This window comes from Alteribacillus sp. JSM 102045 (assembly GCF_041949975.1).
Taxonomy (GTDB): domain Bacteria; phylum Bacillota; class Bacilli; order Bacillales; family Marinococcaceae; genus Alteribacillus.
Window position 1 is genome coordinate 41,947 of record NZ_JBHFQG010000004.1, and the last position, 25,089, is coordinate 67,035.

Below are 25,089 nucleotides of genomic sequence, written 5' to 3' on the forward strand. Positions count from 1 at the left end.
AGCAGCCCGGGGTATTTTAGTCAAAAGAGTAGCTTTCACAAAGAGCTTCAAGCTCTTCAATTATATCTTCTGTTTCTTTTTTATCTTGCGCTTTTGCTCCTGCTGCCATGGGATGGCCTCCACCATTGTGTTTGGACGCCACATCATTTATAACCGGCCCTTTTGAACGGAGCCTTACTCTGTAATTGTTATTTTCCTCATCTTCTACAAAGAAAACCCATGCTTTTAAACCTGCTGTATCTGAAAAAGAATTGATTACAGCAGATGATTCATTAACGGTGACCCCATACTTATCTAGCATATTTTTCGTTATATACATGATGCCCAGTCCGTTATCAGTCAGCTGAAAGTCTTGGAGCACCCTCCCTTTTAATCGAACAAGCGTCTCCTTGTTTTCATAAAAACGGGTAAACAATTCAGTTGTATCAAAGTCGTATTGGAGCACTTCTGCAGCAAGACGTAACGTTTGCGGTGTCGTATTAGAGAATTGAAAACGGCCTGTGTCACCGACAATTCCAGCATAAAGCAGCCTCGCTGCTTCGGTCGTCAACTCCCACTGAAAAGATTCCCTGCCTTTTAATACCAGCTCCACCAGCATTTCACATGTAGAGCTGGCTTCTGTTTTCACCCACATCAGATCCCCATACGGATCTACTTCTGGATGGTGGTCAATTTTTATAGTTTTTTTTCCTCTGTCCCAGCCTTCTCCGTCTATACGTTCCGTATTGGCAGTGTCACAGATTATAACGAGACTATCTTCTATTTCTTTTTGCTTTTCGGTATGCGGGTTCATTCGGGCCAAAAAACGGAGTGATTCTTCTTCTTCTCCTTTTAGAACCACTTTTTTCTCTGGATAGTTGCTTTGAATCAGGGCTCCAAGGCCAGCTTGAGAACCAATCGCATCTGGATCTGGTTTTTCATGACGATATATATAAATCGTTTCAAAGGCTTCGATCGCTTCAATAATTTCTTGTTTCATCTTACCTTCCTTTCTAAATACTTAGTTGATTAGTAAAGGCTTTTTAGTATTTGCTTCTATTTTCTTTTCCGAGTACAATAAAATCAGCATTGATCAATTACTCTTCAGGAGGAAAAAATGACACAAACATTTATTATCATACTTGTTGTTGGACTGGCCATGTATGCCTTTTACAAAATAAAATCCATACGCACAAAAGCACCTGCTGAAAAAAGATGGATTCAAACAAAAGCCAACATAAGCCTTGGTGCTTTTATGGCAGGCTTTGGAGGCAATTTATTATATACTAGCCGAGGAACTGTAGATACGGTTATAGGATCAGTCTTTTTAGTGCTCGGCACAGCGAATATTATCCTCGGATATCGTGCATACAAAATATACTTGCCATATGCCATAAAAGAAGCTGAAGAACAACGTATAAATGCATAATTTTCCTAAGGTGTGCCGTCCCGCAAGCAAGTCAAGGGATGGCTTTTTTATCCATAAAGGCATGTCGTATTGCGCTGATTCCTGGGTTAACGTTTCCGAACAATTATTAGCACTTGGTCTTCGTTGAGTTAACGGTCAAGCAGCTGAGCCATGAGCAGAGCTTTTCCGACAATTTCGCCTTCGTGGTATAACTCCACATCTACTTTCCCGTGTTTCCGTCCAACCTCCAGCAATTTCCCTTTCATATCTATAGTACTTTCTATTTGAACTGGTTTTATGAAATACAGGGTGATATTCTCTACAACGAGATCTCCTCGTTTGTATTGTTTTAACAGCCTGCTGCCTGTTTCGGTAACAAGGGTGGTAAGTACTCCGTAGGAAATCATTCCAAGCTGATTTGTCATTTGCGGTGTTACTTCACATTGGTAGTTGTATTCTGAGCCGCTTCCTATTTCATGAAAACGGCCAGTAACTAAATCATCCAGTGTTTCCCCGACATGAGGCTGCCGCTGTGTCATCTGCAATGCTTTTAACACATCCTGCCGGCTGATTACTCCCAGAAGATGGCGCTGTTCATCGATAACAGGAAGCAGCTCAATTCCTTCCCATACCATGACATGAGCTACCGAAGCAACGGAAGTTCGTTCATTTACCGTAATAGGGTTTTTAGTCATTACTTTTTCAATTGGAGTTTGCATTTGAACACCTAAAACGTCTTTGGCCGCAACCATACCCTGGACTTTCATATCCGAATCAATGACTGGGTAACGGCTGTGTCCAGTCCGCTGATTCATTTGGTGCCACTTATCGACCGTGTTTTCCGTGGTCATGAAATAGGTATCCTGCAAAGGAATTAAAATATCATTTACGAGCACGATTTCCTTTTTTATAAGCTGGTCATAAATTGCTCTGTTGATCATCGTTGCAACAGTAAAAGTGTCATAGCTAGTGGTAATAACAGGGAGTCCCAGCTCATCAGCCAGAGCAATAACATTTTCGTTCGTATCAAAACCACCCGTAATGAGAACAGCTGCACCTGCTTCCAGTGCAAGCTTGTGAACTTGGTAGCGGTTGCCGACAATTAAAAGGTTGCCCGCTTCTACATAACGCATCATCGCTTCTAGTTTCATGGCTCCGATAACAAAGCGGTTTAATGTTTTATGAAGACCGTTCCTGCCGCCGAGAACCTGGCCTTCTACAATATTAACCACTTCCGCATATGTGAGCTTTTCAATATTGTCTTTTTGTTTCTTTTCTATACGAATCGTTCCTACACGCTCTATCGTGCTGACAAGCCCCTGATTTTCAGCTTCTTTTATAGCACGATAAGCGGTTCCTTCACTGACTTCCAGCGCTTTTGCTATCCGCCGTACCGATATTTTTTCTCCGACCCCAAGCTCAGTAATATATTGAAGAATTTGTTCATGCTTTGTAGCCATTCCTTCCACCTCTTTTCTAACGAACTGTACCATTACAAATAAATTCCTGTATTATATCCCATTATACGATTCAGCTTACAGCAAAGCAAGAATGAATGTATGTTCAGAAAGGGAATTTTTCCGGTAAAACAATATTGTAAGCGCTATTATTTATAGCGGATGAGCAATGAAAAAAAGGTATTAATAAAAAAGCTGTTCCAAGTCTTAGATAATAACTTTGGAACAGCTTTTTTCTTAATAAAATTGTGTTAAGACAAGTCGATAGATTCCCCGGCCTCAAGGGCTTTTCCTTTTATTGGAGATATGGAATCCACAAACGCCTCCCCATCCTGTTTAATTGGCGGGAAAGTGTTGTAATGGATTGGAACAGTATATCCTGGATCAATCCACTGTACCGCCTGTTTAGCGTCTTCAGGTCCCATTGTGAAGTTATCTCCGATAGGAACAAACAACAGATCAATGTTGTTTCGCTCTCCAATCAGCTTCATATCAGAAAACAGCCCAGTGTCTCCCATATGATAAACTGTTTTACCTTCTGCCTCAAAAATAATCCCTGCAGGCATGCCGGTATAAACAATTTTCTCATTTTCTTCTTCTGTATAAGAAGAGCCGTGAAAAGCTTGGGTTAATTTCACGCGGCCGAAATCAAAGGTATATGCCCCGCCAATATGCATTGGGTGGGTTTCTAAACCTTTCCACCCTAAATAAGTAGCAAGTTCAAACGGAGCAACAACCAGTGAACGATTACGCTTTGCAATTTCTACTGTATCACCTACATGATCATTATGACCGTGTGTTAATAGAATGACATCCGGCTTCACCTTATCTGCTTCGAGGTCGCACAATTCATTGCCTGTGATAAAAGGGTCAATTAAAATGTTTTTTCCATTAGTTTCAACGTTAACTACAGAATGTCCATGATAACTTATTTTCATTCTGCCGTACCCTCCCTTAGTTTTCTTGACGAGATGTACTTAAAAGACACATCTCTCTACATAAATTTTCGCGCCATTTTTTCTTATTCCTTTTCTGCTGCTGTAATAAACTTAAAAAATGAGAGAAAACAAAAATTAAAGGGTTAGATCAATATATCTTTTAGATTTGTATAAGGCAGCTCTTGAGCATCAGCAATAGCTTTATATACTAGATGGCTGTCTATTGTGTTCACTCCCATAAACAAGGCGTTATCTTCTTTGCAAGCTTTTTGTGCTCCTTTATTGGCTATAGCAAGGGCATAAGGTACAGTAACGTTTGTTAAAGCGAGCGTAGACGTACGCGGAACCGCTCCCGGCATGTTTGCTACCGCATAATGCAGAACATCGTGTTTTGTGTAAACAGGATCGTCATGCGTTGTTATTTTGTCTGTTGTTTCAAAGATACCGCCCTGGTCGATGGCAACATCCACGAGCACCGAGCCTGGGTCCATATTTTTTACCATGTTTTCTGATACCAGCTTTGGTGCTTTTGCGCCTGGAATAAGAACTGCTCCAATCACTAGGTCCGACTCCTGCACGGCTTCTGCAATCGTCACCGGGTTTGAAATCATAGTATGAATGTCTTTTCCGAAAACATCATCCAATTCCCTTAGACGAGCAGGGTTTACATCAAGAATAGTTACATCTGCTCCAAGTCCAGAAGCAATCTTAGCTGCATTTGTTCCAGCAGTGCCTCCTCCAATAATGGTAACCTTTCCTCGTTTTACTCCAGGGACCCCTGATAAAAGAATTCCTTTACCGCCTTTTGTTTTTTCTAAAAATTGCGCTCCCATTTGGGCAGCCATTCTCCCCGCCACTTCGCTCATTGGTGTTAACAAAGGTAGTGAGCCGTCTGGAAGCTGAACGGTCTCATAAGCAATGGCTGTCACTTTTTTATCTAAGAGTGCTTTGGTCAGTCCTGGCAGAGGAGCAAGGTGTAAATACGTAAACAGTATCAGTCTTTCCCTGAAGAAAACATACTCTTCAGGAACCGGTTCCTTAACCTTTATGACCATATCCTGCGCCCACGCTTCATGAGGAGTATCAACCATGACAGCCCCAGCAGTTTCATACTCTTTGTCCGTGAAACCTGACCCCATGCCAGCTCCTCTTTCAACTAACACCTCGTGATTTTTTTCTTTAAATTGTAATACGCCTCCTGGAGTGAGAGCGACTCGGTTTTCGTTATTTTTGACCTCCCTCGGTACTCCAATTTTCATAAGCATTCTCCTTCCCTCTTTTTTCCTTATTCCTTTTATACCCTTTCCTTTTTCATATGTTTATACAAGAAGAAAAAGCACAGGAAGTACGGGGCTCCTGCGCTTCAAACAATTCTTATTGATTTTCTTCCTGCCATAACCATGTATATAAATCACCGTTTTCATCCTGCCATCTTACATCTAAACGGGTCAGTCCTTCACACCCATTGTTAATAAACGATTCAGCTAATTCCTCATCTGTCACATTTTTATTAACTTTTGCTGAACTGTATACAGATTCGACTTTATCTTTTGCTTCTTCTCCATGAAAAGCTTTTCCTTCCACATGGTATTCAAAATCATTTGGACTGTTATATTCCCAATGATAAACACCATCTTCAGTTTCAGCTGTCGCTTTAAAGAGAAAAATTTCGCTTAATGCTTGTGCTTCGGCCATAGGAGCAGAAAAAGAAAGACTTAACAATACAACCAAAAAAGCAAGCGATATCTTCAACATCATCACCTCACAATTAAGGTGCCAATTATTAGGATATTTTATTCATGGTTCATCTCCGCTTGTGTAATACATCTACTCCGCCTGTTACTTCAATAACAGAACCAGTAATCATATCGGAATTTTCTTCACATAAAAAAGTAATCGTCCGGGCGATATCTTCACCCGTTGCAGGCCGGCCAACCGGGGTCGTTTCATCCTTTACCGACTTTGCAGCTTGTATAGATGATTCTTTATAATCTTCTGTAATAACACCTGGACAAACCATATTAACTGTGATTCCGTTTTCCGCTTCCTCTATGGAAACCGTTTTTGTTAAGGAAACAAGTCCTGTTTTTGCAGCCGCATAGGCTGATCTGTAAATCCATGCCGGCGCCTCTTGCGCTCCTTGAAACCCATATGTGACAATCCGGCCGAAACGCTGCTCCCTCATTACCGGAATAACAGCCTGCAGCAAATAAAACATCGAAGACAAATTGCCGCTCACCATTTCATTCCATTCGTCTTCGGTGTAATCCATTAGCTTTTTTCGTTCAAATATATAAGGCCCGGCGTTATTTACAAGTATATCGATTCTGCCGAATTTATTATAAGCTTCAGCGGCCAGGTGCTTTAAGTCTTCCGGTCTTGTGACATCGGCTTGAATAAACTGAAGGCGTTCCTCCGCATCCTGATATGTTTCTTTCATTTTTTTTACTGCCTGTAAATTATTTCGGTAACTGACCGTTACGGAATATCCTTTATGTAAAAAACGTTCTGTTACTTTTTTTCCTAATCCCTTTGTTCCTGCCGTAACTATTGCATGACGCATGCAAAATCCTCCTTCATCCATTAGAAAAACTCGGCTTATCACCTTATACAGGAAACCGCCTAAGTTAAAGGAACTTCTGCTAAGTTCGCGAACATCGACGCACAGGACGTGCTAATGTCGCCAATGCCACAGGACGTGGCGTTTTTGGTGACGAGTTCGCAAGCAGAAGTCGCCACATCGTGTGGAAGTACGTTCTGTGGCAACGGCGGCATTAGGTACTGTGCGTTGTTTCCTTATACTGTTCACCTATATTAACAGAGTAAGAAAGACGTGGATATGCCCTTTTTAATAATTCCATCATACTATGAATTCGCAGCTCCGTAAAAATATATCATGTTTGCTGTTTCCTTTAATTGGGAAAAATAATATTGAAATTGTCAAAATTACTCACGATTTATTTATTTTGTGTGATTTTCATTACACCTAATGTATGCCTTTTCATGATATAATCATAATATAAACAGCAGTATTATACAGAGGGGGTATTGTAAAATGCCAAAGTATAATAACATTCTTGTCGCAGTAGATGGTTCGGATGAAGCAAAGCGCGCTTTTACAAAAGCAGCTTCCATTGCCAGTGAAAACAATGCCAAGCTGATTATTGCGCATATCATCGACACCCGTACGTTTGCTACAATCGAACAATATGACAGAACGATTGTATCACGCGCGGAAAACTACGGACAGGAACTCCTGGAACAATACAAAGATGAAGCGAATCAAGCTGGTGTTGAAGAAGTAATTACTGTCATAGATTTTGGTTCCCCTAAAGTTAAAATTCCTAAAGATATTGCTAAGCGATATGAAGCAGATTTAATTATTACAGGTGCTACCGGTTTAAATGCAGTAGAACGAATGCTGATTGGAAGTGTTTCAGAAGCTATTGCAAGACAAGCCAAATGCGATGTAATGATTGTACGCTCATAAGATTAAAAGGAGCAGACAGGATTTAACCCTGCCTGCTCCTCTTTTATTTTTGTTTGAACTTTTCCTGTCCAAGCGCAATTGCTTTTTTCACCTGTTCAAATCCGGTTCCTCCAGCACTGTTTCTTCTTTTCACCACAGTGGAAGGCTTTAGTACCTCATATATATCATCTTCAAACAAATCACTTGCCTGTTGATATTCTTCTAGAGGAAGGTCAAGCAAATAAATTCCTTTTTGAATACAAAGGAGCACTAATTTCCCAACCACTTCATGAGCCTCTCTAAAAGGCATCCCTTTTGATGCTAAATAGTCAGCTAGCTCTGTCGCATTTGAAAAATCGGAGTGTGTTTCCTTTTCCATCACATCTGTATTCACTTTCATTGATTCAATCATGCCAGTAAATATTTTGACTGAACCCTTGACTGTAGTAACCGTATCAAACATGCCCTCTTTATCTTCCTGCATGTCTTTATTGTAAGCAAGCGGAAGTCCTTTAAGCAAAGTTAAAAGAGAAAATAAATTTCCATACACCCTGCCCGTTTTGCCGCGGATTAATTCTGCCATATCTGGATTTTTCTTTTGCGGCATGATACTACTTCCGGTTGCAAACGCATCATCGAGTTCAATAAATTGAAATTCCTGGCTCGACCAGAGGATGAACTCTTCTGCCAGACGAGAAAGATGCATCATAATCATAGAAGCAGCGCTCATAAACTCCAGAATGAAATCGCGGTCACTTACCGCATCGAGGCTGTTTTCATAAATACCATCAAACTCTAAAAGCTCCGCTGTATAATGTCGGTCTATGGGAAAAGTAGTTCCAGCAAGAGCTCCAGCTCCAAGTGGAGAAATATTTAAACGTTTTAAACTGTCTTCCAGACGAGTGTAATCACGATCTAACATCCAGAAATAAGCAAGCAGATGATGAGCAAAAGAAACCGGCTGAGCCCGCTGCAGATGAGTATACCCAGGTATAATCGTTTCAACATGAGCTTCAGCTTGTCCTAATAAAGCTAGCTGCATTTGTTTAATAACTACCATGATTTCTTTCGTATGTTTCCTTAAGTAAAGATGCATATCCGTTGCAACCTGGTCATTTCTGCTTCTTCCCGTGTGCAGCTTTCCACCAACCGGCCCAACTTCATCTGTTAGAAACTTTTCTATATTTAAGTGAATATCTTCATTTTGCACAGAGTACTCCAGTTCATTATTCTGCGCTTTTTTTCGTATTGTTTTTAAACCTTTGGTAATGGTTTCTGCTTCTTCTTTTGTAATAATATCACAGGCAGCCAGCATTTTTACATGCGCCAAGCTCCCGGTAATATCTTCTTCTACAAGCTCTTTATCAAAAGGGATGGATGCCCCAAAGGCATCCACCCATTCTTCCGCACTTTTTGTAAATCTTCCGCCCCACAGTTTCGTCATACGTTTACACCTTTCTTATTTACCATGCTGTGAACTTTTGTCGGCAGTCCCCAAAGCTCGATAAAGCCTACTGCAGCGTTTTGGTTAAATTCATCCTCCGGTGTATACGTTGCAAGTTTTTCATTATAAAGAGAAAGCTCAGATTTTCTTCCTTCAATAATCACATTGCCTTTAAAGAGCTTCACTCTTACGAGACCGGAAACATTCTGCTGTGTTTCCTTTAAAAAAGCTTCTAACGCAGTTCTGATTTGAGAAAACCAGAGGCCTTCATAGATTACTTCTGATAGTTTCTTCTCAATAACTGGTTTGAAATGCGCTACTTCTTTTGGAAGAGTTAAATCTTCCAGTTCTTTGTGCGCTTTGATTAATGTCATAGCGCCCGGGCATTCGTATACTTCTCTTGACTTAATACCAACCATTCTGTTTTCCACATGGTCGATTCTTCCTACACCGTGCTTACCGGCTACAGCATTTAATTCCAAAATAAGGTCATCCAGCTCATAAGGCGTTCCATTTAAGGCAACTGGTTTTCCTTGTTTAAATTCTATTTCAATCATATCCGGCTCATCCGGAGTTTTTTCAATTGGATTAGTCAGGTCATACGCACCTTCTGGAGGGGTAGCCCATGGATCTTCAAGCACACCGCACTCATTACTTCTTCCCCAAAGGTTTTGGTCCACAGAATAAGGATTATCAAGATCAATCGGAATTGGAATCTCATGCTTTTTCGCATACTCAATCTCTTCTTCTCTAGACCAGCCCCACTCTCTCACCGGTGCCAGTACTTCAAGATCCGGATTTAGAGCTTGAATGGAAACTTCAAAACGAACCTGGTCATTTCCTTTTCCTGTGCAGCCGTGTGCCACAGCATCAGCGTTTGTTTGTTCTGCAATCTCTACCAGCTTTTTAGAAATAAGAGGTCTGGAGAGTGCGGATACAAGCGGGTATTTCTGTTCATAAAGAGTATGTGCCTGCATTGCCGGAAGAACAAATTCTTCTGCAAATTCTCTTTTAGCGTCAATGGTGTAAGATTGAACGGCTCCAACTTGAAGCGCCTTTTCTTTTACAAATTCAAGATCTTTTCCTTCCCCTACATCTAATCCTACCGCTACTACATCATAGCCGTTATCGCTTAACCACTGAATTGCAACGGATGTATCAAGCCCTCCGGAATATGCAAGTACTACTTTCTTTTTTGCCATTTTATAAATTCCCTCCACCTTCATGCATTGAATATTCATACTGAAGTTATTATTTTTATACATCGTTTTGCAAAAATATGAGAGGCGTCTGCCTCACCCTTTGAACAATAGGTTATGTGTGTTTTGTTGTTATTAATTACTTTAACAAGGGTTATTATATTTTGCAATACTTATTCATAAAAAAGCATAAAAATTTATTTTTTATAAATAAAAAAGCCTTTCATTTCTTTGTCCATAATGGGTGAAATTTCAAGCAGGAGACGCTTTTTATCTGTTACTATTATGATATGAAAAAACTTAGGGAGAGATGTATATGTCCTGCAAATTTTTATGGGATCCGCGTCTTCAAATAAAGCTTCCCATCCTTAAAAAAGAGTGGGAAGCCTATGACAAAGAAAATCAGTATATCATTCTAGAAAAGTGGGAAAATATCCGCGGACAAATACCAGAGAGAATTGCTGACATTGAAAAGGAAATAAACAAAAAACAAGTACAGCTTGATACCGAAGATGAATTTGAAAAATGCTGTATATTAAATGAAGAGATCGCAGAACTTGCTTCCATTATTAATGACCTTTGGCTGTGGTACCGGACCCATCCGCAAGTTACAGAATAAATAAATGAAAATATAATAGCTTTTATTCAGATTTAATATTTTCGATTAAATAACGTTTTTCGTAGAAAAAACCTGCCCATTCAGAAATTTGTTTGGTTAATTGATAGTTACATGCTGCACCTGTTACTATTCCAATTAACGGCACACCCTGAATCAACTTTTTCCGGAGTATCTTCAGCACAATAAGCTTAGATACTTGGCGAAACAGCTGCTGCAGCCAATCTGTATCTATGATTTCTTCTTCCCCTTCATAAAACCACGGAAATTCTTGTTCTTTTTGAGCGGCTTCTTGTTCTAGCTTTATCCACGCTTCCTTTTGCATGTTTTTTGGCAGAGAAGCCCCATGAAAAACTTTTAATGCTATCATCATCTCAGAAGGATTTCTTAAGTCATAACCATAGCAAAGAGCACTGATTTGTACGGTTCTTAAGTTTAGCAGGAGAACAGCTGGGAGATCACTCATATTTAGAATAAGACCTCCCATTCCCGTCATTCCCCCTTGGCCTAGAGACAATATTCGCTGTTTTGCCATAAGCTGTGAATGAATAAATTGAAGCTGGGCGGCAGTCAGCTTTTTCAAATCGTGAATGGAAGTTATGTCCTCATCAAAAATACGTGCCTCTAAAATAATTCGTCGTTCCGCTTCTTCATGAAACCGGGAGTGAAGGATGAAGGACTGTGCATAAAATAAAAAGCGATCTGTTACATTGAGCAAGTATTTCCGCTGTTTATACGGAAATGTATGAAGCACTTTCTCTAAACTTTTATCAAACATGCGTGTGTATGCTTTTTTGTTTCCTGCGAGCTGCTTTTCCCATTGAATAATTTCCTTATATCGTTGTTCTGCCCTATTTTCCTGGGGCAAAGTTGCCATCTTTAAAACTTTCCTCCTTTTCATTCTCCATTTTATCTTCCAAAAACTTTTGTTGTGATAACGTATTAAGCATTTTCAAGATTCTTCTCTGAACCGTTCCGTATACTGACTCTTCCGGATATTTTCCATCATCGTCTTTTTCTCCTGCTGTCATACCGGTTAAAATTTCGATTCCTTCTTTAATCGTAGAAACGGCCCATATATGAAAAAGGTTATTTTCAATTGCTTCAATGACTTCATTTCGAAGCATCAAATGCTTTACGTTCTGCTTTGGGATTATAACCCCCTGGGTAGCTGTCAAACCTTTTTTACGGCACACATAGAAAAAGCCTTCTATTTTCTCATTTACTCCTCCAATAGATTGAACTTCTCCAAATTGGTTAACAGACCCGGTGACAGCTATATCCTGACGGAGCGGGATTTGTCCAAGGGATGATAATAATGCATATAGCTCCGTGCTTGAGGCGCTGTCTCCATCTACCATGTAATAAGATTGCTCAAATGTTATACTTGCAGCTAAAGGCAGTGGGTAATTTTGAGCAAATTCTGCCTGCAAATAACCTGATAAAATATGAAGCCCTTTTGTATGTATAGACCCCGTTAACAATGACTCTCTATCAATGTTTACGATCCCTTTTCGCCCTACATAAGTTCTTGCTGTAACTCTTGTAGGGTGGCCAAATGAATACTCTCCTGTATGAGATACGACGAGGGCATTTAACTGCCCGATTGCTTTTCCATCCGTGGAAATCATAATTGTGCCATCATCTATTGCTTCATATAACCGCTGTTCGCTTCGATTGGAACGAAAGAAACGTTCTTTTAATGCCTGACTGATATGACGGTCCTGGATGTATGATTCGTTTTCTTTTTCCGCCCAATAATTAGCCTCTATTAATATTTCGGTCACTTCATGAAAGCGGGTAGACAGCTTGCCTCTATTGTTGGCCAGCCTTGTACTATAATCAATGACTTTTGCCAGTGCCTCTTTTGTAAGGTGGTGGAGCTCTTCTTTTCTGCAAAACGAAGCTACGAACGAAGCATACTCCAATTGGTGCTTGATGTTTCTTTCCATGTCCGTATCAAAATCTACTTTTACTTTGAAAAGTTTTTTAAAATCTTCATCTGCTCGATATAAAAGCTGGTACAAAGACGGGGTTCCAATTAATATTACTTTCATTCGAAGCGGCACCGCTTCGGGTTTAATCACACTTTTGGTGAACACTTCTGTATCTTCATAGGAGTTTTCCATCCGGAGTTCCCCTGTTTTTAAAACCTGCTTTAATGCTTTCCACGAATAAGGATGGGACAACACATCTGCAGCGTTTAGAATAAGATATCCCCCATTAGTCAGATGAAGACTGCCAGCTTTCATCATGGAAAAATCGGTTAATACAGACCCGAATGTATTTTTATAATCGACTTTTCCAAATAGATTGGCATAAGAAGGATGTATTTCATAAAGAACTGGTGCTCCTTTTGTTTTGCTGTGATCCACTAAAACATTCACTTTATATCTTTGTTTTATATCTCTTGAGACTTGAAGTATGCTGTTTAAATCTTCTTCTTCTCCTTCTTTTTTCGGTAGAAACTGTTTCCAATGCTTAATGACATCCTGTTCTAGTTCATTTAAATAGTTTAGAACACTTGTAAATTCTTCATAATCTTCTTTTACTGATGAAATAAAGCCATGAATAGACTGATGCACTAATTGTTCTTCTGCTTTCCGTAATTGTTTGCGGAGTTTTCTTTTCGCTGTCTGCTGGTGCCTCAGCACTTCATTCACTTGTCTGGTTAATTGTTTGCTTTTTTTCATGACTTTTTCTCTAATCTCATCGGGCAGCTGGTTAAATGATTCGTCACTATGTCCTTCTCCCTTTTCATTTAAGGGAATAGCTACTACCCCTTGCTGCGTACGTTCAATGGTAAATTCCTGATCCCGTGCCTGTTTTTCAAGGTCTCTCCATTTTGCGTTCATCTCTTCTTCATGCTGCTGTGCCATCTCCACTTTCTTTCGCTCAAACGGTTTGCCTGTAAGAACCTTCTCAATTTCATCTTCAATGTCCTGCATGAGCTCCTCTACATCCTTGGCAAACGCAATCCCTTTTCCTGCTGGCATGGAAATAGCTTTAGGTTTATCGCGATTTTGAAAGTTATATGTATAAACCCAATCTGGGGGCGTTTCTTTATTAATCGCAACTTCTTTTGTTTTTCTTTTGGCATATGTGGTTTTCCCAGTTCCACTGGGGCCGGTTAAGAACAGGTGATGCCCTTCATTTCTTACATTCAGTCCAAAGTCCATCGCTTTGACGGCACGGTGCTGACCGATAATTCCTTCGTTTTCTTGTGGAATCTCAGCTGTTGTTTCAAACGAGAATATACCAGGGTCACACCGCTCTGCAAGGTTGGCGAAGTTTACTTTTAAATCGGTCCGCATTCCATACCTCCATTCATTATTATTATGGTTGTTACTAAGTATTCGAGAATAAAGACAAATCTCCTTTTTTGTAGTTTCAGAAATCTCGTACTATCGTTTTTTAAAGGAAACCACCGAAAGAGGTTACACCTTTTTGAAACGTCGGCATTAGTATGTCCTGTACGTGAAAACCGTTGTTTTACTTTACTGTTCACTAATAAAATTATACTTTCTAACAATGTAAAAAAAGCCTTTCCTTCCAACACATCGTGTTAAAAGAAAAGGCGTGATTTCTACTGTCCAAGACGAACGGTATCCCGGGCAATCATTACTTCTTCATTTGTAGGAACAACTAGGATATTGACCGGGGAACCTTCTTTATTAATAAAAGATTCTTCTCCCCGCACGTCATTTTTCTTTTCATCAAACTGTACACCCATAAATTCAAGGCCTTTGCATACTTTTTCGCGAATGGTTGTGCTATTTTCACCTACACCTGCTGTAAAAACGATCGCGTCTAAACCATTCATGCTGGCTGCATACGTTCCAATATATTTATGAATTCTAGTTGTATAAATGTCTAGAGCGGTTTGGGCTTTTTCGTTACCCTCTTCTGCTTGTTCTTCAATATCACGAAGATCGCTTGAAAACTCGCTTAATCCCAGCATGCCGCTTTCTTTATTTAAAACAGAAATGATTTCATCCGCTGTTTGACCGGTTTTTTCCATTAAGAAGGGAATGAGCGCAGGGTCAATGTTCCCTGAACGGGTGCCCATCGTTACCCCTGCTAGTGGAGTAAATCCCATCGAAGTATCAACAGACTTTCCTCCGTCTATCGCTGTAATACTAGCACCGTTTCCAATATGACAGGAAATAATTTTTAGATCCTCTTTAGGCTTTTCCAGCATTTCAGCTGCACGCTGGCTGACATATTTATGAGAGGTGCCGTGAAATCCATACTTGCGAATGCCATATTTCTCATAATACTCATAAGGAACGCTGTATAAATACTTTTCTTTTGGCATCGTTTGATGAAATGCTGTATCAAATACTGCTACAGCCGGCACATTTGGGAGAATTTCTTTGAATGCTTTAATGCCCACAATGTTGGCAGGGTTATGAAGCGGAGCGAGTTCACTTACTTCTTCAATCCCCTCTAAAACTTCATCATCTATTAAAACAGAGTCAGAGAATTTTTCTCCTCCATGAACCACACGGTGTCCAATTCCGTTAATCTCATCTAAAGAATCGATAATTTGATGGGCCGTAAGAGCATCTAATAATTTTTTTACCGCAATAGAATGGTCTGGAATAGGCGTAGTTTCACTTACTTTTTCCCCATTTACTTCTATCGTAATTTTAGGGCCATCCAGTCCGATTCTTTCCACAAGACCTTTCGTAATAATTTCTTCGTCAGGCATATTCAAAAGCTGAAATTTTAAAGATGAGCTGCCTGCATTAATAGCCATGATTTTCGCCATGAATAAATGCTCCTTTTCTATAAATTAACACTTTTCTTGTTATGTTGTTCATTTACCTTCTCTATTTAAACACCCGACCTGGCCAATTGCAAGCAAACCCTTGGTATATCAATGGAATTCAATACATTCATTAAATTCAGATATGTAGGCGTTTCCTTAGATCTGCCATATAAAAAAACCGTCCCTAAACCAGGGACGTGTCGTTTGCAGTATGCTTAAAGACCTCAAGATCGAGCGCAAGCTTGGTCTGCGCTCCTGCAGTTTACAGAGGTCTTTAAGAAGTAAACCCTTGTTCTTTAAACCATTTGTCCAATTGCTGCACCATATCTAGAAGAGCGTCCTGCTTAGTAAATGATGGAAGCTCCGCAAGCAGTGCCTGCCCCGGCTGAACTACTTCTGGCCCTTTTTTCTGGAGCAGCCATATGCTTTTTCCAAATTGTTCCGATTTAAACATCGAAGAAGGCAGCTGCAAGAGACCAAGTGTTACTGCTTCGTCTTTAACATACTTATGCAGAGCGGGGGCTTCTTCACTTTCAAACATAAAGTTAGGGATAAGCAGAACTAAAAAACCACCTTCTTTCAAATGGTTCATGCTCTTTTCAATCAATAAATGGTGAACATAAGAATGACCCTTATCAGCCTTTAAGGTAAACGATTGAGCTACTTCATCCTTTGGATAATACCCTACAGGAAGATCCGATACGACGACGTCAACTGGCGGGGACGCAAGCTGCTCAATGCTGTCTTGATGAAATAATTCCACGTCATGCTCTTGCAGGTTGGAAAGCACGTAAGCGATATTGAGAAGCGTTTCATCTACTTCTGCACCATAAGCTAAACTTTCTTTTGACAGCTGATTAAACACAGCACTCAAGAGGTTGGCTGTTCCTGCAGCAGGGTCCAGCAGTGTTAATGACTCTTTTTTGGTAGTTAATTTATTTACGAGATATCCCATAAACATGGCAACCGCGTCAGGAGTCATCGCATGGTGTGGCTGGACCGCTTCTTTCATTCCTTTTATGACAGCAAGTTGAAATGCTTTTCGTATTTCTTCTTTTTTCATTTCATTAGGCAGTTCTTCTGCCATTTTCTTTTCCAAGCGTTTCTTTTCTTCATCAGGAAGTGATTGGATAACGGCCTGCTGAAAAATATTTTCTCCGGTCTCAGCTAGTGCTTCTAAGTATGTCATCTCTGTATTATTTTGAATAGAAACAGCCATGTCATCAATTAATGCATGCAGCTTTTCCACTTCGGTTACCGGTTGCATGGTACATCGCCCTTTCCACAATAATCTATCTTATTATTGTTCGAGTTTTCATGCCTTTTCCCTTCGAAAGTATAGCAGAAATAAAGGGAAGAGGACAACAAAAACCCCATTCCTCATATGAAGGAACAGGGTTAAAATCGTGTGGTTTAAATAATCTGCTCTTATTTTGCTTCTTTTGCTGCGTTCACAGCCGCTTCATAGTCTGGATGATTGGTAGCTTCAGAAACATATTCAGCGTATGTTACTTCATCATTACTGTCAATAACAAAAATGGAGCGTGCTAACAAACGAAGCTCTTCAATTGCCACTCCGTAATTTTTACCGAAGGAAAGATCGCGGTGGTCAGATAATACTTGAAGATTTTCAATGCCTGCTGCTGCACACCATCTCTTTTGAGCGAATGGAAGGTCGACACTGATAGTAAGCACTTCTACACCTTCCAGGTTTGCTGCTTCTTCATTAAAGCGGCGGGTCTGCTGGTCACAAACCCCTGTATCTACAGAAGGTACCACGCTTATAAGACGTACATTTCCTTTCGAATCTTCTAAAGTGACCTCTGATAAATCATTAGCAAGCACTTTAAAATCTGGAGCTTTGTCTCCCGGCTTTACTTCCTCACCTAACAGCGTAACGGGATTCCCTTTAAAAGTAATTTCTGCCATATTACTTCCTCCTCTTTCCTCAAAATATGTACACTTCAATAGTACGCTTCTATTTTTCACTTTTCAAACAACAAACGTCAATAATTTCATTTTTCCTGTTTTGAAATAAATAAAACCCGGCAGATATAACATTTTCTGCACGGGTATATAATTTCCTTTAACTTGGAGGAGTTTGGTCCGGAGGAGTTTGGTCCGGAGGAGTTTGGCCGCTGTTACCTTTATTGTTTTGGTTTCCGTTTCCTTTTAGCATGTCTTGAATTTTATCTACGACTTGCGGGGTGAATTCAAGCAGTTTTTCATAAAGATGTGTACTTTCGTCCATGTGAACCATTTTTACGCCCGTGGAATTTACGATAAGAAAAGCAATTGGTGTTATCGATACTCCACCACCACTGCCTCCGCCAAATGGATGATCAATAGCTGCATCGTTGCTGCCGTTTTTCATGAATTCACTTCCACCAGCGGCGAATCCGAAACCTACTCTTGTAACAGGCATAATCACACTGCCATCCGGTGTTTCTACCGGGTCGCCTACAATTGTGTTTACATCCACCATTTCCTTCAAATTCTCCATCGCTGTGCGCATTAGGCCTTCAATTGGATGGTCAGTCATCAAGACGCCTCCTTGTTTTTATTTTCTTCCTTCGTCTTTTGCCACAATTTAATCACATTACCATTCATATGCTTTATCACACGAATTCCGGCAATGATAGCATGCCCCATCCGCATAAAAAACATACATGATAACCTGGTATCAGCTGCGGTACTTTTAAAATTAGGCACAATCTCCATTTGTGGAGAACATTTCCATTTAAATACAGCCGAAGCAATTCCAGCTGTCATGCTTTTGACCGACCAGAGCATTCCGGTTAGTAACCCTGTCCAGGCAGCATCTCCTGTACCGATTTCACTTTTCCAGTCGAATTCGATTATTTTTATTTTTCCTAGAAATGACGATAATATTTGGCGGAATCCATCTATGTGCTTCAACCATAATTGAATCATTTCCATTTGATTTTTAAATTCCTCCGGTGTTGCCTTCATATCTTTTTCCGTGTCTTTTCCTCCTGTAACTTTTGATTTTTCTTTAAAAACGAGTGAAGCGGATTCTTCATCAAATGAAACTATTGGGATTTGAAACGTTTTGTAAAAGAAGTACCAGACGGTAATTTTTATTGTTATATCCTGCTTTTTACTTTTTCTTTTAAATTGAAAGGAAATCTCAACCGGGGTTATTGATATAAGAATAATTAAAAACACAAACCCGACTGTAATACCTAAAAACCAAATCATACATCATCCATCCGTCTTTATGTAGTTGATTACCAGTATATCCAAAAATTCACTTCGTCAAACAAGAAGGTATCAGCAGCGGTCAATAGGCAATAAAACCAGCTGGTCTCAAAAGCCCCTGCATAGAAAACAGCCGGTCGTATAAAAAAAGTTCGACCGGCTGTTTAGATTTGTTTTCTCTTTTTGACAGGCTGTGCCATTACGTTTTTCAGATAGTTTGCAGCAGAACTTGATATGAACCCTCTCCAAACAGGATCTGCCACTTTCAATATAAATAGCGATTATATTTTAGTTGATGTAACATTCAGTCTTTTTATCGAAAGGAAGGTAACTGGGACTTCAATCTTTCTTGGTTACCGTTCGGCTTTTCTTTCACCTGTTCCGAGTTCCAAGGTCCCTTCTTGATGACCGATCCTCTTAGCTTCTTTCGGTTCCTGGTCCCAAGAGCTTTCCTTGAATACCGTTTTATCTTTCTTTCTCCCGCTACGGGATCCATGCCCACTTCTTGATGACCGTTGCTCCTTTGCTTCCCGAATGATTCCAAACATCAAGAGTCCTCCTTGGGGACCACTTCACTTTTCTTTTCCTGTCTCGGGCTTCAAGTTCCTGGCTTGCCGACGGCATTAGCACGTTTTCTGTAAAAAGAAGATTTGGTTATCCTTATATTAGGAAAGGGGATGCCCATTTCTTTCGAGACATCCCCTTAAATACTTATTTGTCGACATGTATCACTCTTGTATCCCCAAACATATCATGAATACCCTGTTTTTCATTTGTAAAACCAACCACAATATAAATAATATTTGTAATCACAAGGCTTCGGTAAATAAATCGGCCTACTACTTCCCGAAATAATAGGTCAGGCCAAGTTAGCGGAGCTGCATCCTTGTGCACTACTTTTAAACCAAAGATCATTTTTCCAAGCGTCTGTCCTAACCATTTTGTCATAAAAAGAAAATACAAATAAGAAGTTATCGCACTAAGAATCCCTTGCAATGTGAAAAATCCGAGTATATTTACAGGCTGGTTGTCAAGGAACATTAAAGGGCTGAGAATCAGGCCGTTTAAACTAAACACGATCAACAAATCTAAAAGATAAGCCCAGAACCTCATCCAAAAGCCTGCATATCTTCTAGACATAGCATACTTTTTTATATCTCTTCCGGAAGGCCGCACTGATTGTCCATCACCTGGGTATTCCTCACTTTGCCGTTCAGTATGTGAGGAGGGCTCATTATTCTTTATATCTTCGTTTTGGTAGTTGTTATCCATTTTCCGTGCACCTCCTTATTCCGTATATAAATACATAGCGCGCGGAGTTTCGGATTCCATCAGCAGCTCTTTAATTCCTAACAGCTCTGCATCATTAACAAACAAGCTCCGAGCGGATGTGCCGAGAAATTGATTAAACGTGAACGCCCCGTGGTAACGAACGACTTGCGGGTTATTAAGACCTTGATCTTCTTCCATTAATGATATGGTGTCTTCTAAAGATCCTAAATTATCGACTAGATCCAGCTCTTCTGCCTGCTTTCCGGAATATACACGGCCGTCCCCAATCTCACGTACTTCTTCTTCTGACATGCCGCGCCCATTAGCAATAACATTAACAAAATCTCCATAAAAATCATCAACCATAGATTGTAAAATCTCTTCTTCTTCCTCGGTCATATCACGATTTCCAGACATGATATCTTTAAACGGACCACTTTTAATGGTATTAAATTCAAGCCCTAATTCTTCAGCCAGCTCTGAATAATTAATGCTTTCCATTATCACACCAATTGAGCCGGTAACAGTAGCGGGATGAGCAACAATTTTATCCGCCGGAGCAGCTACATAATATCCGCCAGATGCTGCTGTGTTCCCCATAGATACATATACAGGCTTGCTATTCTCTTCTTGTATTTCCTGTACTTTATCATGTATTTCAGCGCTTTCCACTACGCCGCCGCCTGGTGTATTTACTCTTAGGATGATACCGTTTATGTTGGGATTTTCACCGGCACTCTCAAGCATCTTCATAAACTGACGGTGGTTATACATGCTTTGATTCATAAAGGAAGGAGCACCGCCGGTATCTTGAATAACCCCTTCTATATCAATTACTGCTATTTTATCCTGCCCCTGTCCTTCCTGCATTACTTCTTCTTCAATTCCATCGTCGCTTCCGCCGAACATGTTTTCAAAATTTCCCGATGCTATCGTCGAAACAAATTGAAAGCCTATCGACACAGCAAGCAGCAGTGCAGCGATTCCAAGTGCAAGCCATCTTTTCGTGCTCATTTGCAGTCCTCCTCAAAATTCGTGTCTAATCTTAAATATTTAAGTCATTATACTGAAATTCTTCTGCAACTACCGTTCCTTTGACATTTGCGTGAACCATTTCATCTTCGTTGATTGTCAAAATGTCCTGGTCTAAAATAGTGAAATCAGCTGTATAACCTGGAGCTATCTTTCCCATTTCCATTTCTTTTCCGATTGCCTTGGCACTTCCTGTCGTATAAAGAGAGACAGCTTCAAATGGTGTTAACTTTTGCTCAGGCAGATACCCGCTGTGAGTCTCGGCAGGTTTTTTTCTTGTAATAGCTGCCTGGATTCCTTCTAACGGGTCCACTGGTTCAATGGGAGCATCTGAACTGCCTGCGCACTCCACCCCTTTCTTTAATAATGTTTTCCAGGCGAATGAATGGGAAAGCCGAGTTGTTCCAAGCCTTTCTTTGACCCAAGGAAAATCAGACAGCACAAACCGGGGCTGTAAATCTAGAACAACATCGAGCTTCTTTAACCTGTCAATTAAGTCAGGAGGCGTAATTTGAGCATGTATAATCCGGTCTTTTTTGCCCCTGGGGACAGGATGCTCTTCAAGCGATTCGACAGCATACTCCAAAGCTAAATCACCAATGGTATGAATGGCAACGGGCATTTTTTCCTTCCGTGCTTTTTCAACCAGCTTTTTTAAATTCTCCCTAGAATGGATGGCAACGCCGGAAGTTTCTGGAGCATCATTATAAGGATAGCGTAAAAGAGCGGTCCGCCCGCCAAGTGCTCCATCGGCAAAGATTTTCACGGCACCAAATGATAAAAAGTCATCTACTGCGCCATATTCGTATCCAAGCTGCCTCATATCATCCACTACTTCGTGATGAACAAGTAGATTTGCTCTAAATTTCCACCGCTTCTCTTTTATAACATCCTGAAAAGCGCGAAAGGTTCTTTGAAAACCTCCATAGTAGTTTAGATCTTCAGTATGTCCGCCGGTAAGACCCTTTTTTACCATGTGTTCAACTGCTGAATTCAATGCCTGCCTTAACTCTTCATCGCTTACAGGCGGCTGCACTGCTTTAACTAAATCGGCTGCTTGGTCAAGCAAATAACCGGTTTCTTCCCCGTTATTATCTCTAACGATAATTCCCCCTGCCGGATTGGGTGTCCTTTTACTTATACCCGCTTTCTCTAAGGCAGGAGAATTTGCAAGCGCAGCATGACGGCAGATTCTTGTCAGTATAATAGGATTATGTGGTGCTATTTCATCCAATTCAGCTTTGTGAAAGATTTTTCTGTCCGCAAAATTGTTTTCGTTCCAGCCTTCTCCAATCAGCCATTGCCCTTCTTTTAAGGTTTTAGCTTTATCTACTAATGCCTGTTTCATTGCATTAGCATCTGTGAATTCAGATAAATCTAATTGAAGCATGGTTTCTCCAAGGGCAATCATATGTAAATGACTGTCTGTAAAACCAGGAAACATGACAGAACCTTTTAAATCCATACGTTGCTCAATATGAGGATATTTGTTTTCTAATTCTTCTTTTACACCAATGTCCTGTATCTTTCCATTTTCCGTATATACCGCTTCCGTCATATCATTTTCCTGCTTCATTGTATATATCTTGCCATTAAACCACAACGTACCCAGTTCAATCACCGTCTTTCGTCTATGTTTTACGGCACACCTTTAATAAAGTTTCACTTTATTAACGTACAATATATATCTTGATGTGTCACCTTAAACAGATCAAATGTAAAACTGTCTCCCGCAATCGATTCATTGGGGAGACAGCTGTGATTATAAAAGGTCATTCATTTGCTTTTCAAAACTTTCTTCTTCACTTCCTATATCAAGTATTTCTGCATTTTGAACAGCGGCTTCGATATAAGGCTCAAAGTCAAATGCTTCCTCAAAACGCCCAGCTTTATCCCGGCGCGGTTTTGTGACCGAATCAGGAGGAAGAAATATCGTACAGCAGTCTTCATAAGGAAGAACAGAGATGGAGTAAGTGCCTATTTTTTCAGCTACTTCTACTACTTCTTGCTTATCCATGGTAACAAGCGGCCTTAAAATAGGCATGTTGGTTACTTCATTAATGGTGTACATACTTTCAAGAGTCTGAGAAGCAACTTGTCCGAGGCTTTCTCCATTAACAATAGCCTTTGCCTTTTGTTTATCTGCTATTTTTTCTGTGATCCTAAACATCATACGACGCATAATAGTCATAGCGTAGTTCGAAGGAATGTTAGCATGTATAGCTTTTTGAAGTTCGGTAAATGGTACAACGTGTAATTTTATTCGGCCGCCAAACCTCGTTAAGGTTTTGGTCAAATCCTCTACTTTTTTACGTGCTCGTTCATTTGTATAAGGAGGGCTGTGAAAATGTACAGCTTCTAATTCAGCCCCTCTTTTCATAGCCAAATATCCTGCCACAGGACTGTCGATACCGCCGGATAACATGAGTGCTACCTTACCAGCTGTCCCAACTGGAAGTCCTCCGGCCCCTTCCACTCTGCCGCAGGTAATATATGTGCCCTGTTCCCTTACTTCCACTACTACTTCTACATCGGGGTGATGAACATCCACGGTTACTCCTTCGGTATTGCGAAGGATATAACCGCCAATGTACTGGTTTAAGTCTTGGGAGTGAATGGGAAATGGTTTATAAGAGCGGCGGGCACTCACCTTAAATGTTCCCTTTTTTCCGTCATGCTGTAAAAAAGCTTGCAGAGCGGCGTCTTTTATTTCTTCGATTTCATTAGATGCTTTCATAGCTAAACTAAACGAAGAAATGCCAAATACATGTTTCAGCTTCTCGATAACAGGCTCTGGATTTTCTTCATGTAATTCAATCATCATCCGGCCATAAGTCCGCTTTACTTTGCAGGCAGAATGTTCACTAATTGCAAATTGAATATTCTGCTTCAATTTTTTTTCAAAATCATTGCGATTTCTTCCTTTTAAAGCCAATTCGCCGTATCGAATTAAAATATGATCATATTTCATGAACGTTCCGCTCCCATAACCTTTTTCATTTCCGGTATAATCTCGTTCAATACCTCAATAAGTTTTTTTACATCTTCTTCTTTGGTGTCAAAAGAAAAACTTGCCCGAATAGCACTTTCCGCTCTTTCCATTCCTAAACCAGCAGCTTTAATCACTGCACTAGGCTCCTGCATTTTGGAAGAGCATGCTGATTTAGTTGATAAATGGTATTGACGTTTTGTCAGTGATTGAATAATAACTTCTGGTTTTACCCCGGGAAACGATACATTTACAATATGAGGAGCTGCACCTCTTTTAGGCGTATTTACTTCTGCTCCTTTTATATCGCTTAAGGAATCAATAAGAAAGTCTCTTAATTGATATAAGCGTTTTTCTTCTGCTGCTAAACGTTCTCTTGATATACGGAGTGCTTTTGCCATAGCCGTAATACCTGGAACGTTTTCTGTTCCTGCTCTGTATGTTTGTTCTTGAGAACCTCCATGAAATAATGGAGAAAGCACTGTACCCTCTTTCATAAATAAAGCGCCTGTTCCTTTCACACCATGAAATTTGTGTCCGGAAATTGTACATAAATCCACTTTTGCTTCATGTAAGTCCAACGGGTTGTGCGCCGCCCCCTGGACATGATCGGTATGAAAATAAAGCTTTGGATACTTTTCTAAACGCTTACCTATTTCTTCAATAGGCTGAATGGTTCCCATTTCATTATTAACATGGATAATGGAAACAAGAGTGGTATCTGCACGGACTGCGTTCTCTACGTCTTCCGGAGACACTCTGCCTTCTTTATCTACCGGTACATAGGTCACCTCGAAGCCAAATGCCTCTAACTGAGAAAACGCTTCTTTTACAGAAGGATGCTCGACAGTAGTAGTAACCAAGTGCCGTCCCCTTTTTCTGTGCTCTATAGCTGCTCCTTTAATAGCAAGGTTATTTCCTTCTGTCCCGCCAGATGTAAATATGATTTCATTTGGTTTTGCTTTTAATAATGATGCCACAGATTCTCTTGCTTTGTTTAGCAGTGTTTCTGCTTCTGAACCTGGCCTATGCAGCGAAGACGGGTTTCCAAAATAAGTGGAAGCTGCCTCCTGATAAGTCTCAAGGACTTCCTGCCATGGTTTTGTGGTGGCACTATTGTCTAAGTAAACCATTGGTTCTGCCCCTTTTCTTCATGTTACGGGCGAAAGCGAAAACCGACTCCCGTCCAATCTTCATGACCCTGTAATCTGCCGCCGCTTATTAATTTAGTCTTTGTTGCAGGGTGTTCTCCCTATTATTCCCGTAGGATGCAACAATATATATTAACAT

The 25,089-nt window shown here is 40.3% G+C and carries 24 protein-coding genes; 3 read left to right on the plus strand and 21 right to left on the minus strand.

Annotated features, from left to right (window positions below; all coding sequences use genetic code 11):
• Positions 1–16: 16 nt before the first annotated feature.
• Positions 17–979, minus strand: a complete 963-nt coding sequence (locus tag ACE1TI_RS04040; protein WP_375006298.1) for a DHH family phosphoesterase — start codon at positions 977–979, stop codon at positions 17–19.
• A gap of 117 nt (positions 980–1,096) precedes the next feature.
• Here ACE1TI_RS04040 and ACE1TI_RS04045 point away from each other — a divergent pair, with 117 nt between their 5' ends.
• The gene (locus ACE1TI_RS04045; RefSeq protein WP_375006299.1) at positions 1,097–1,408 is read left to right on the plus strand and encodes a YtpI family protein; all 312 of its coding nucleotides are present in this window, start codon (positions 1,097–1,099) and stop codon (positions 1,406–1,408) included.
• 128 nt (positions 1,409–1,536) lie between these two features.
• On the opposite strand, the gene ACE1TI_RS04050 is transcribed toward ACE1TI_RS04045, so the two are convergent.
• The 5 genes from ACE1TI_RS04050 to ACE1TI_RS04070 all read right to left on the minus strand — a co-directional run bounded on the left by ACE1TI_RS04050 (position 1,537) and on the right by ACE1TI_RS04070 (position 6,345).
• Positions 1,537–2,847, minus strand: a complete 1,311-nt coding sequence (locus ACE1TI_RS04050) for a DRTGG domain-containing protein (protein ID WP_375006300.1) — start codon at positions 2,845–2,847, stop codon at positions 1,537–1,539.
• 248 nt (positions 2,848–3,095) lie between these two features.
• Positions 3,096–3,782: a metal-dependent hydrolase gene (locus tag ACE1TI_RS04055; RefSeq protein ID WP_375006301.1), complete on the minus strand. Its 687-nt coding sequence runs from the start codon at positions 3,780–3,782 to the stop codon at positions 3,096–3,098.
• A gap of 143 nt (positions 3,783–3,925) precedes the next feature.
• Positions 3,926–5,041, minus strand: coding sequence for an alanine dehydrogenase (gene ald / locus ACE1TI_RS04060; RefSeq protein WP_375006302.1), 1,116 nt, complete (start codon positions 5,039–5,041; stop codon positions 3,926–3,928).
• A gap of 115 nt (positions 5,042–5,156) precedes the next feature.
• Entirely contained in the window at positions 5,157–5,534 is a 378-nt protein-coding gene (locus tag ACE1TI_RS04065) for a hypothetical protein (protein WP_375006303.1), read from the minus strand.
• A 52-nt stretch (positions 5,535–5,586) separates the two neighbouring features.
• Entirely contained in the window at positions 5,587–6,345 is a 759-nt protein-coding gene (locus ACE1TI_RS04070; RefSeq protein ID WP_375006304.1) for an SDR family oxidoreductase, read from the minus strand.
• Positions 6,346–6,837: 492 nt separating this feature from the next.
• On the opposite strand from ACE1TI_RS04070, the gene ACE1TI_RS04075 reads away from it, so the two are divergent.
• Entirely contained in the window at positions 6,838–7,272 is a 435-nt protein-coding gene (locus ACE1TI_RS04075) for a universal stress protein (RefSeq protein WP_375006305.1), read from the plus strand.
• A 43-nt stretch (positions 7,273–7,315) separates the two neighbouring features.
• Here ACE1TI_RS04075 and argH read toward each other — a convergent pair whose 3' ends face one another.
• Positions 7,316–8,695: an argininosuccinate lyase gene (gene argH, locus ACE1TI_RS04080; RefSeq protein WP_375006306.1), complete on the minus strand. Its 1,380-nt coding sequence runs from the start codon at positions 8,693–8,695 to the stop codon at positions 7,316–7,318.
• Positions 8,692–9,897, minus strand: coding sequence for an argininosuccinate synthase (locus ACE1TI_RS04085; protein ID WP_375006307.1), 1,206 nt, complete (start codon positions 9,895–9,897; stop codon positions 8,692–8,694). The genes argH and ACE1TI_RS04085 overlap by 4 nt, the downstream gene beginning before the upstream one ends.
• Before the next feature lie 313 nt (positions 9,898–10,210).
• Here ACE1TI_RS04085 and ACE1TI_RS04090 point away from each other — a divergent pair, with 313 nt between their 5' ends.
• Positions 10,211–10,513: a hypothetical protein gene (locus tag ACE1TI_RS04090; protein ID WP_375006308.1), complete on the plus strand. Its 303-nt coding sequence runs from the start codon at positions 10,211–10,213 to the stop codon at positions 10,511–10,513.
• Positions 10,514–10,535: 22 nt separating this feature from the next.
• Here the strand turns inward: ACE1TI_RS04090 and ACE1TI_RS04095 are convergent, their stop codons facing one another.
• The 13 genes from ACE1TI_RS04095 to ACE1TI_RS04155 form a co-directional block, all read right to left on the minus strand.
• The gene (locus ACE1TI_RS04095) at positions 10,536–11,387 is read right to left on the minus strand and encodes an EcsC family protein (protein ID WP_375006309.1); all 852 of its coding nucleotides are present in this window, start codon (positions 11,385–11,387) and stop codon (positions 10,536–10,538) included.
• Positions 11,362–13,824, minus strand: a complete 2,463-nt coding sequence (locus ACE1TI_RS04100) for an AAA family ATPase (RefSeq protein ID WP_375006310.1) — start codon at positions 13,822–13,824, stop codon at positions 11,362–11,364. The genes ACE1TI_RS04095 and ACE1TI_RS04100 overlap by 26 nt, the downstream gene beginning before the upstream one ends.
• Positions 13,825–14,096: 272 nt before the next feature.
• Positions 14,097–15,284 carry an acetate kinase gene (locus tag ACE1TI_RS04105; RefSeq protein WP_375006311.1) on the minus strand — a complete coding sequence of 396 codons (1,188 nt, stop codon included), beginning with the start codon at positions 15,282–15,284 and terminating at the stop codon, positions 14,097–14,099.
• A 274-nt stretch (positions 15,285–15,558) separates the two neighbouring features.
• The gene (locus ACE1TI_RS04110) at positions 15,559–16,551 is read right to left on the minus strand and encodes a class I SAM-dependent methyltransferase (protein WP_375006312.1); all 993 of its coding nucleotides are present in this window, start codon (positions 16,549–16,551) and stop codon (positions 15,559–15,561) included.
• Positions 16,552–16,712: 161 nt separating this feature from the next.
• Positions 16,713–17,213, minus strand: a complete 501-nt coding sequence (gene tpx / locus ACE1TI_RS04115; RefSeq protein ID WP_375006313.1) for a thiol peroxidase — start codon at positions 17,211–17,213, stop codon at positions 16,713–16,715.
• Positions 17,214–17,370: 157 nt separating this feature from the next.
• The gene (gene ytfJ / locus ACE1TI_RS04120) at positions 17,371–17,826 is read right to left on the minus strand and encodes a GerW family sporulation protein (protein WP_375006314.1); all 456 of its coding nucleotides are present in this window, start codon (positions 17,824–17,826) and stop codon (positions 17,371–17,373) included.
• Positions 17,826–18,506, minus strand: coding sequence for a DUF2953 domain-containing protein (locus ACE1TI_RS04125; protein WP_375006315.1), 681 nt, complete (start codon positions 18,504–18,506; stop codon positions 17,826–17,828). Before ACE1TI_RS04125 ends, ytfJ begins: the two co-directional genes overlap by 1 nt.
• A gap of 353 nt (positions 18,507–18,859) precedes the next feature.
• Positions 18,860–19,054: a hypothetical protein gene (locus ACE1TI_RS04130; protein WP_375006316.1), complete on the minus strand. Its 195-nt coding sequence runs from the start codon at positions 19,052–19,054 to the stop codon at positions 18,860–18,862.
• A gap of 163 nt (positions 19,055–19,217) precedes the next feature.
• Positions 19,218–19,778 (minus strand): RDD family protein, encoded by a 561-nt coding sequence (locus tag ACE1TI_RS04135; RefSeq protein ID WP_375006317.1) that lies wholly within the window; start codon positions 19,776–19,778, stop codon positions 19,218–19,220.
• Positions 19,779–19,793: 15 nt separating this feature from the next.
• Positions 19,794–20,792, minus strand: coding sequence for a signal peptide peptidase SppA (gene sppA / locus ACE1TI_RS04140; protein WP_375006318.1), 999 nt, complete (start codon positions 20,790–20,792; stop codon positions 19,794–19,796).
• Between the two features lie 31 nt (positions 20,793–20,823).
• Positions 20,824–22,368, minus strand: coding sequence for an amidohydrolase (locus ACE1TI_RS04145; protein ID WP_375006319.1), 1,545 nt, complete (start codon positions 22,366–22,368; stop codon positions 20,824–20,826).
• 204 nt (positions 22,369–22,572) lie between these two features.
• Complete coding sequence (gene thiI, locus ACE1TI_RS04150) at positions 22,573–23,781, minus strand: tRNA uracil 4-sulfurtransferase ThiI (protein ID WP_375006320.1); 1,209 nt, start codon at positions 23,779–23,781, stop codon at positions 22,573–22,575.
• Complete coding sequence (locus ACE1TI_RS04155) at positions 23,778–24,932, minus strand: cysteine desulfurase family protein (protein WP_375006321.1); 1,155 nt, start codon at positions 24,930–24,932, stop codon at positions 23,778–23,780. Before ACE1TI_RS04155 ends, thiI begins: the two co-directional genes overlap by 4 nt.
• Between the last annotated feature and the right edge of the window lie 157 nt (positions 24,933–25,089).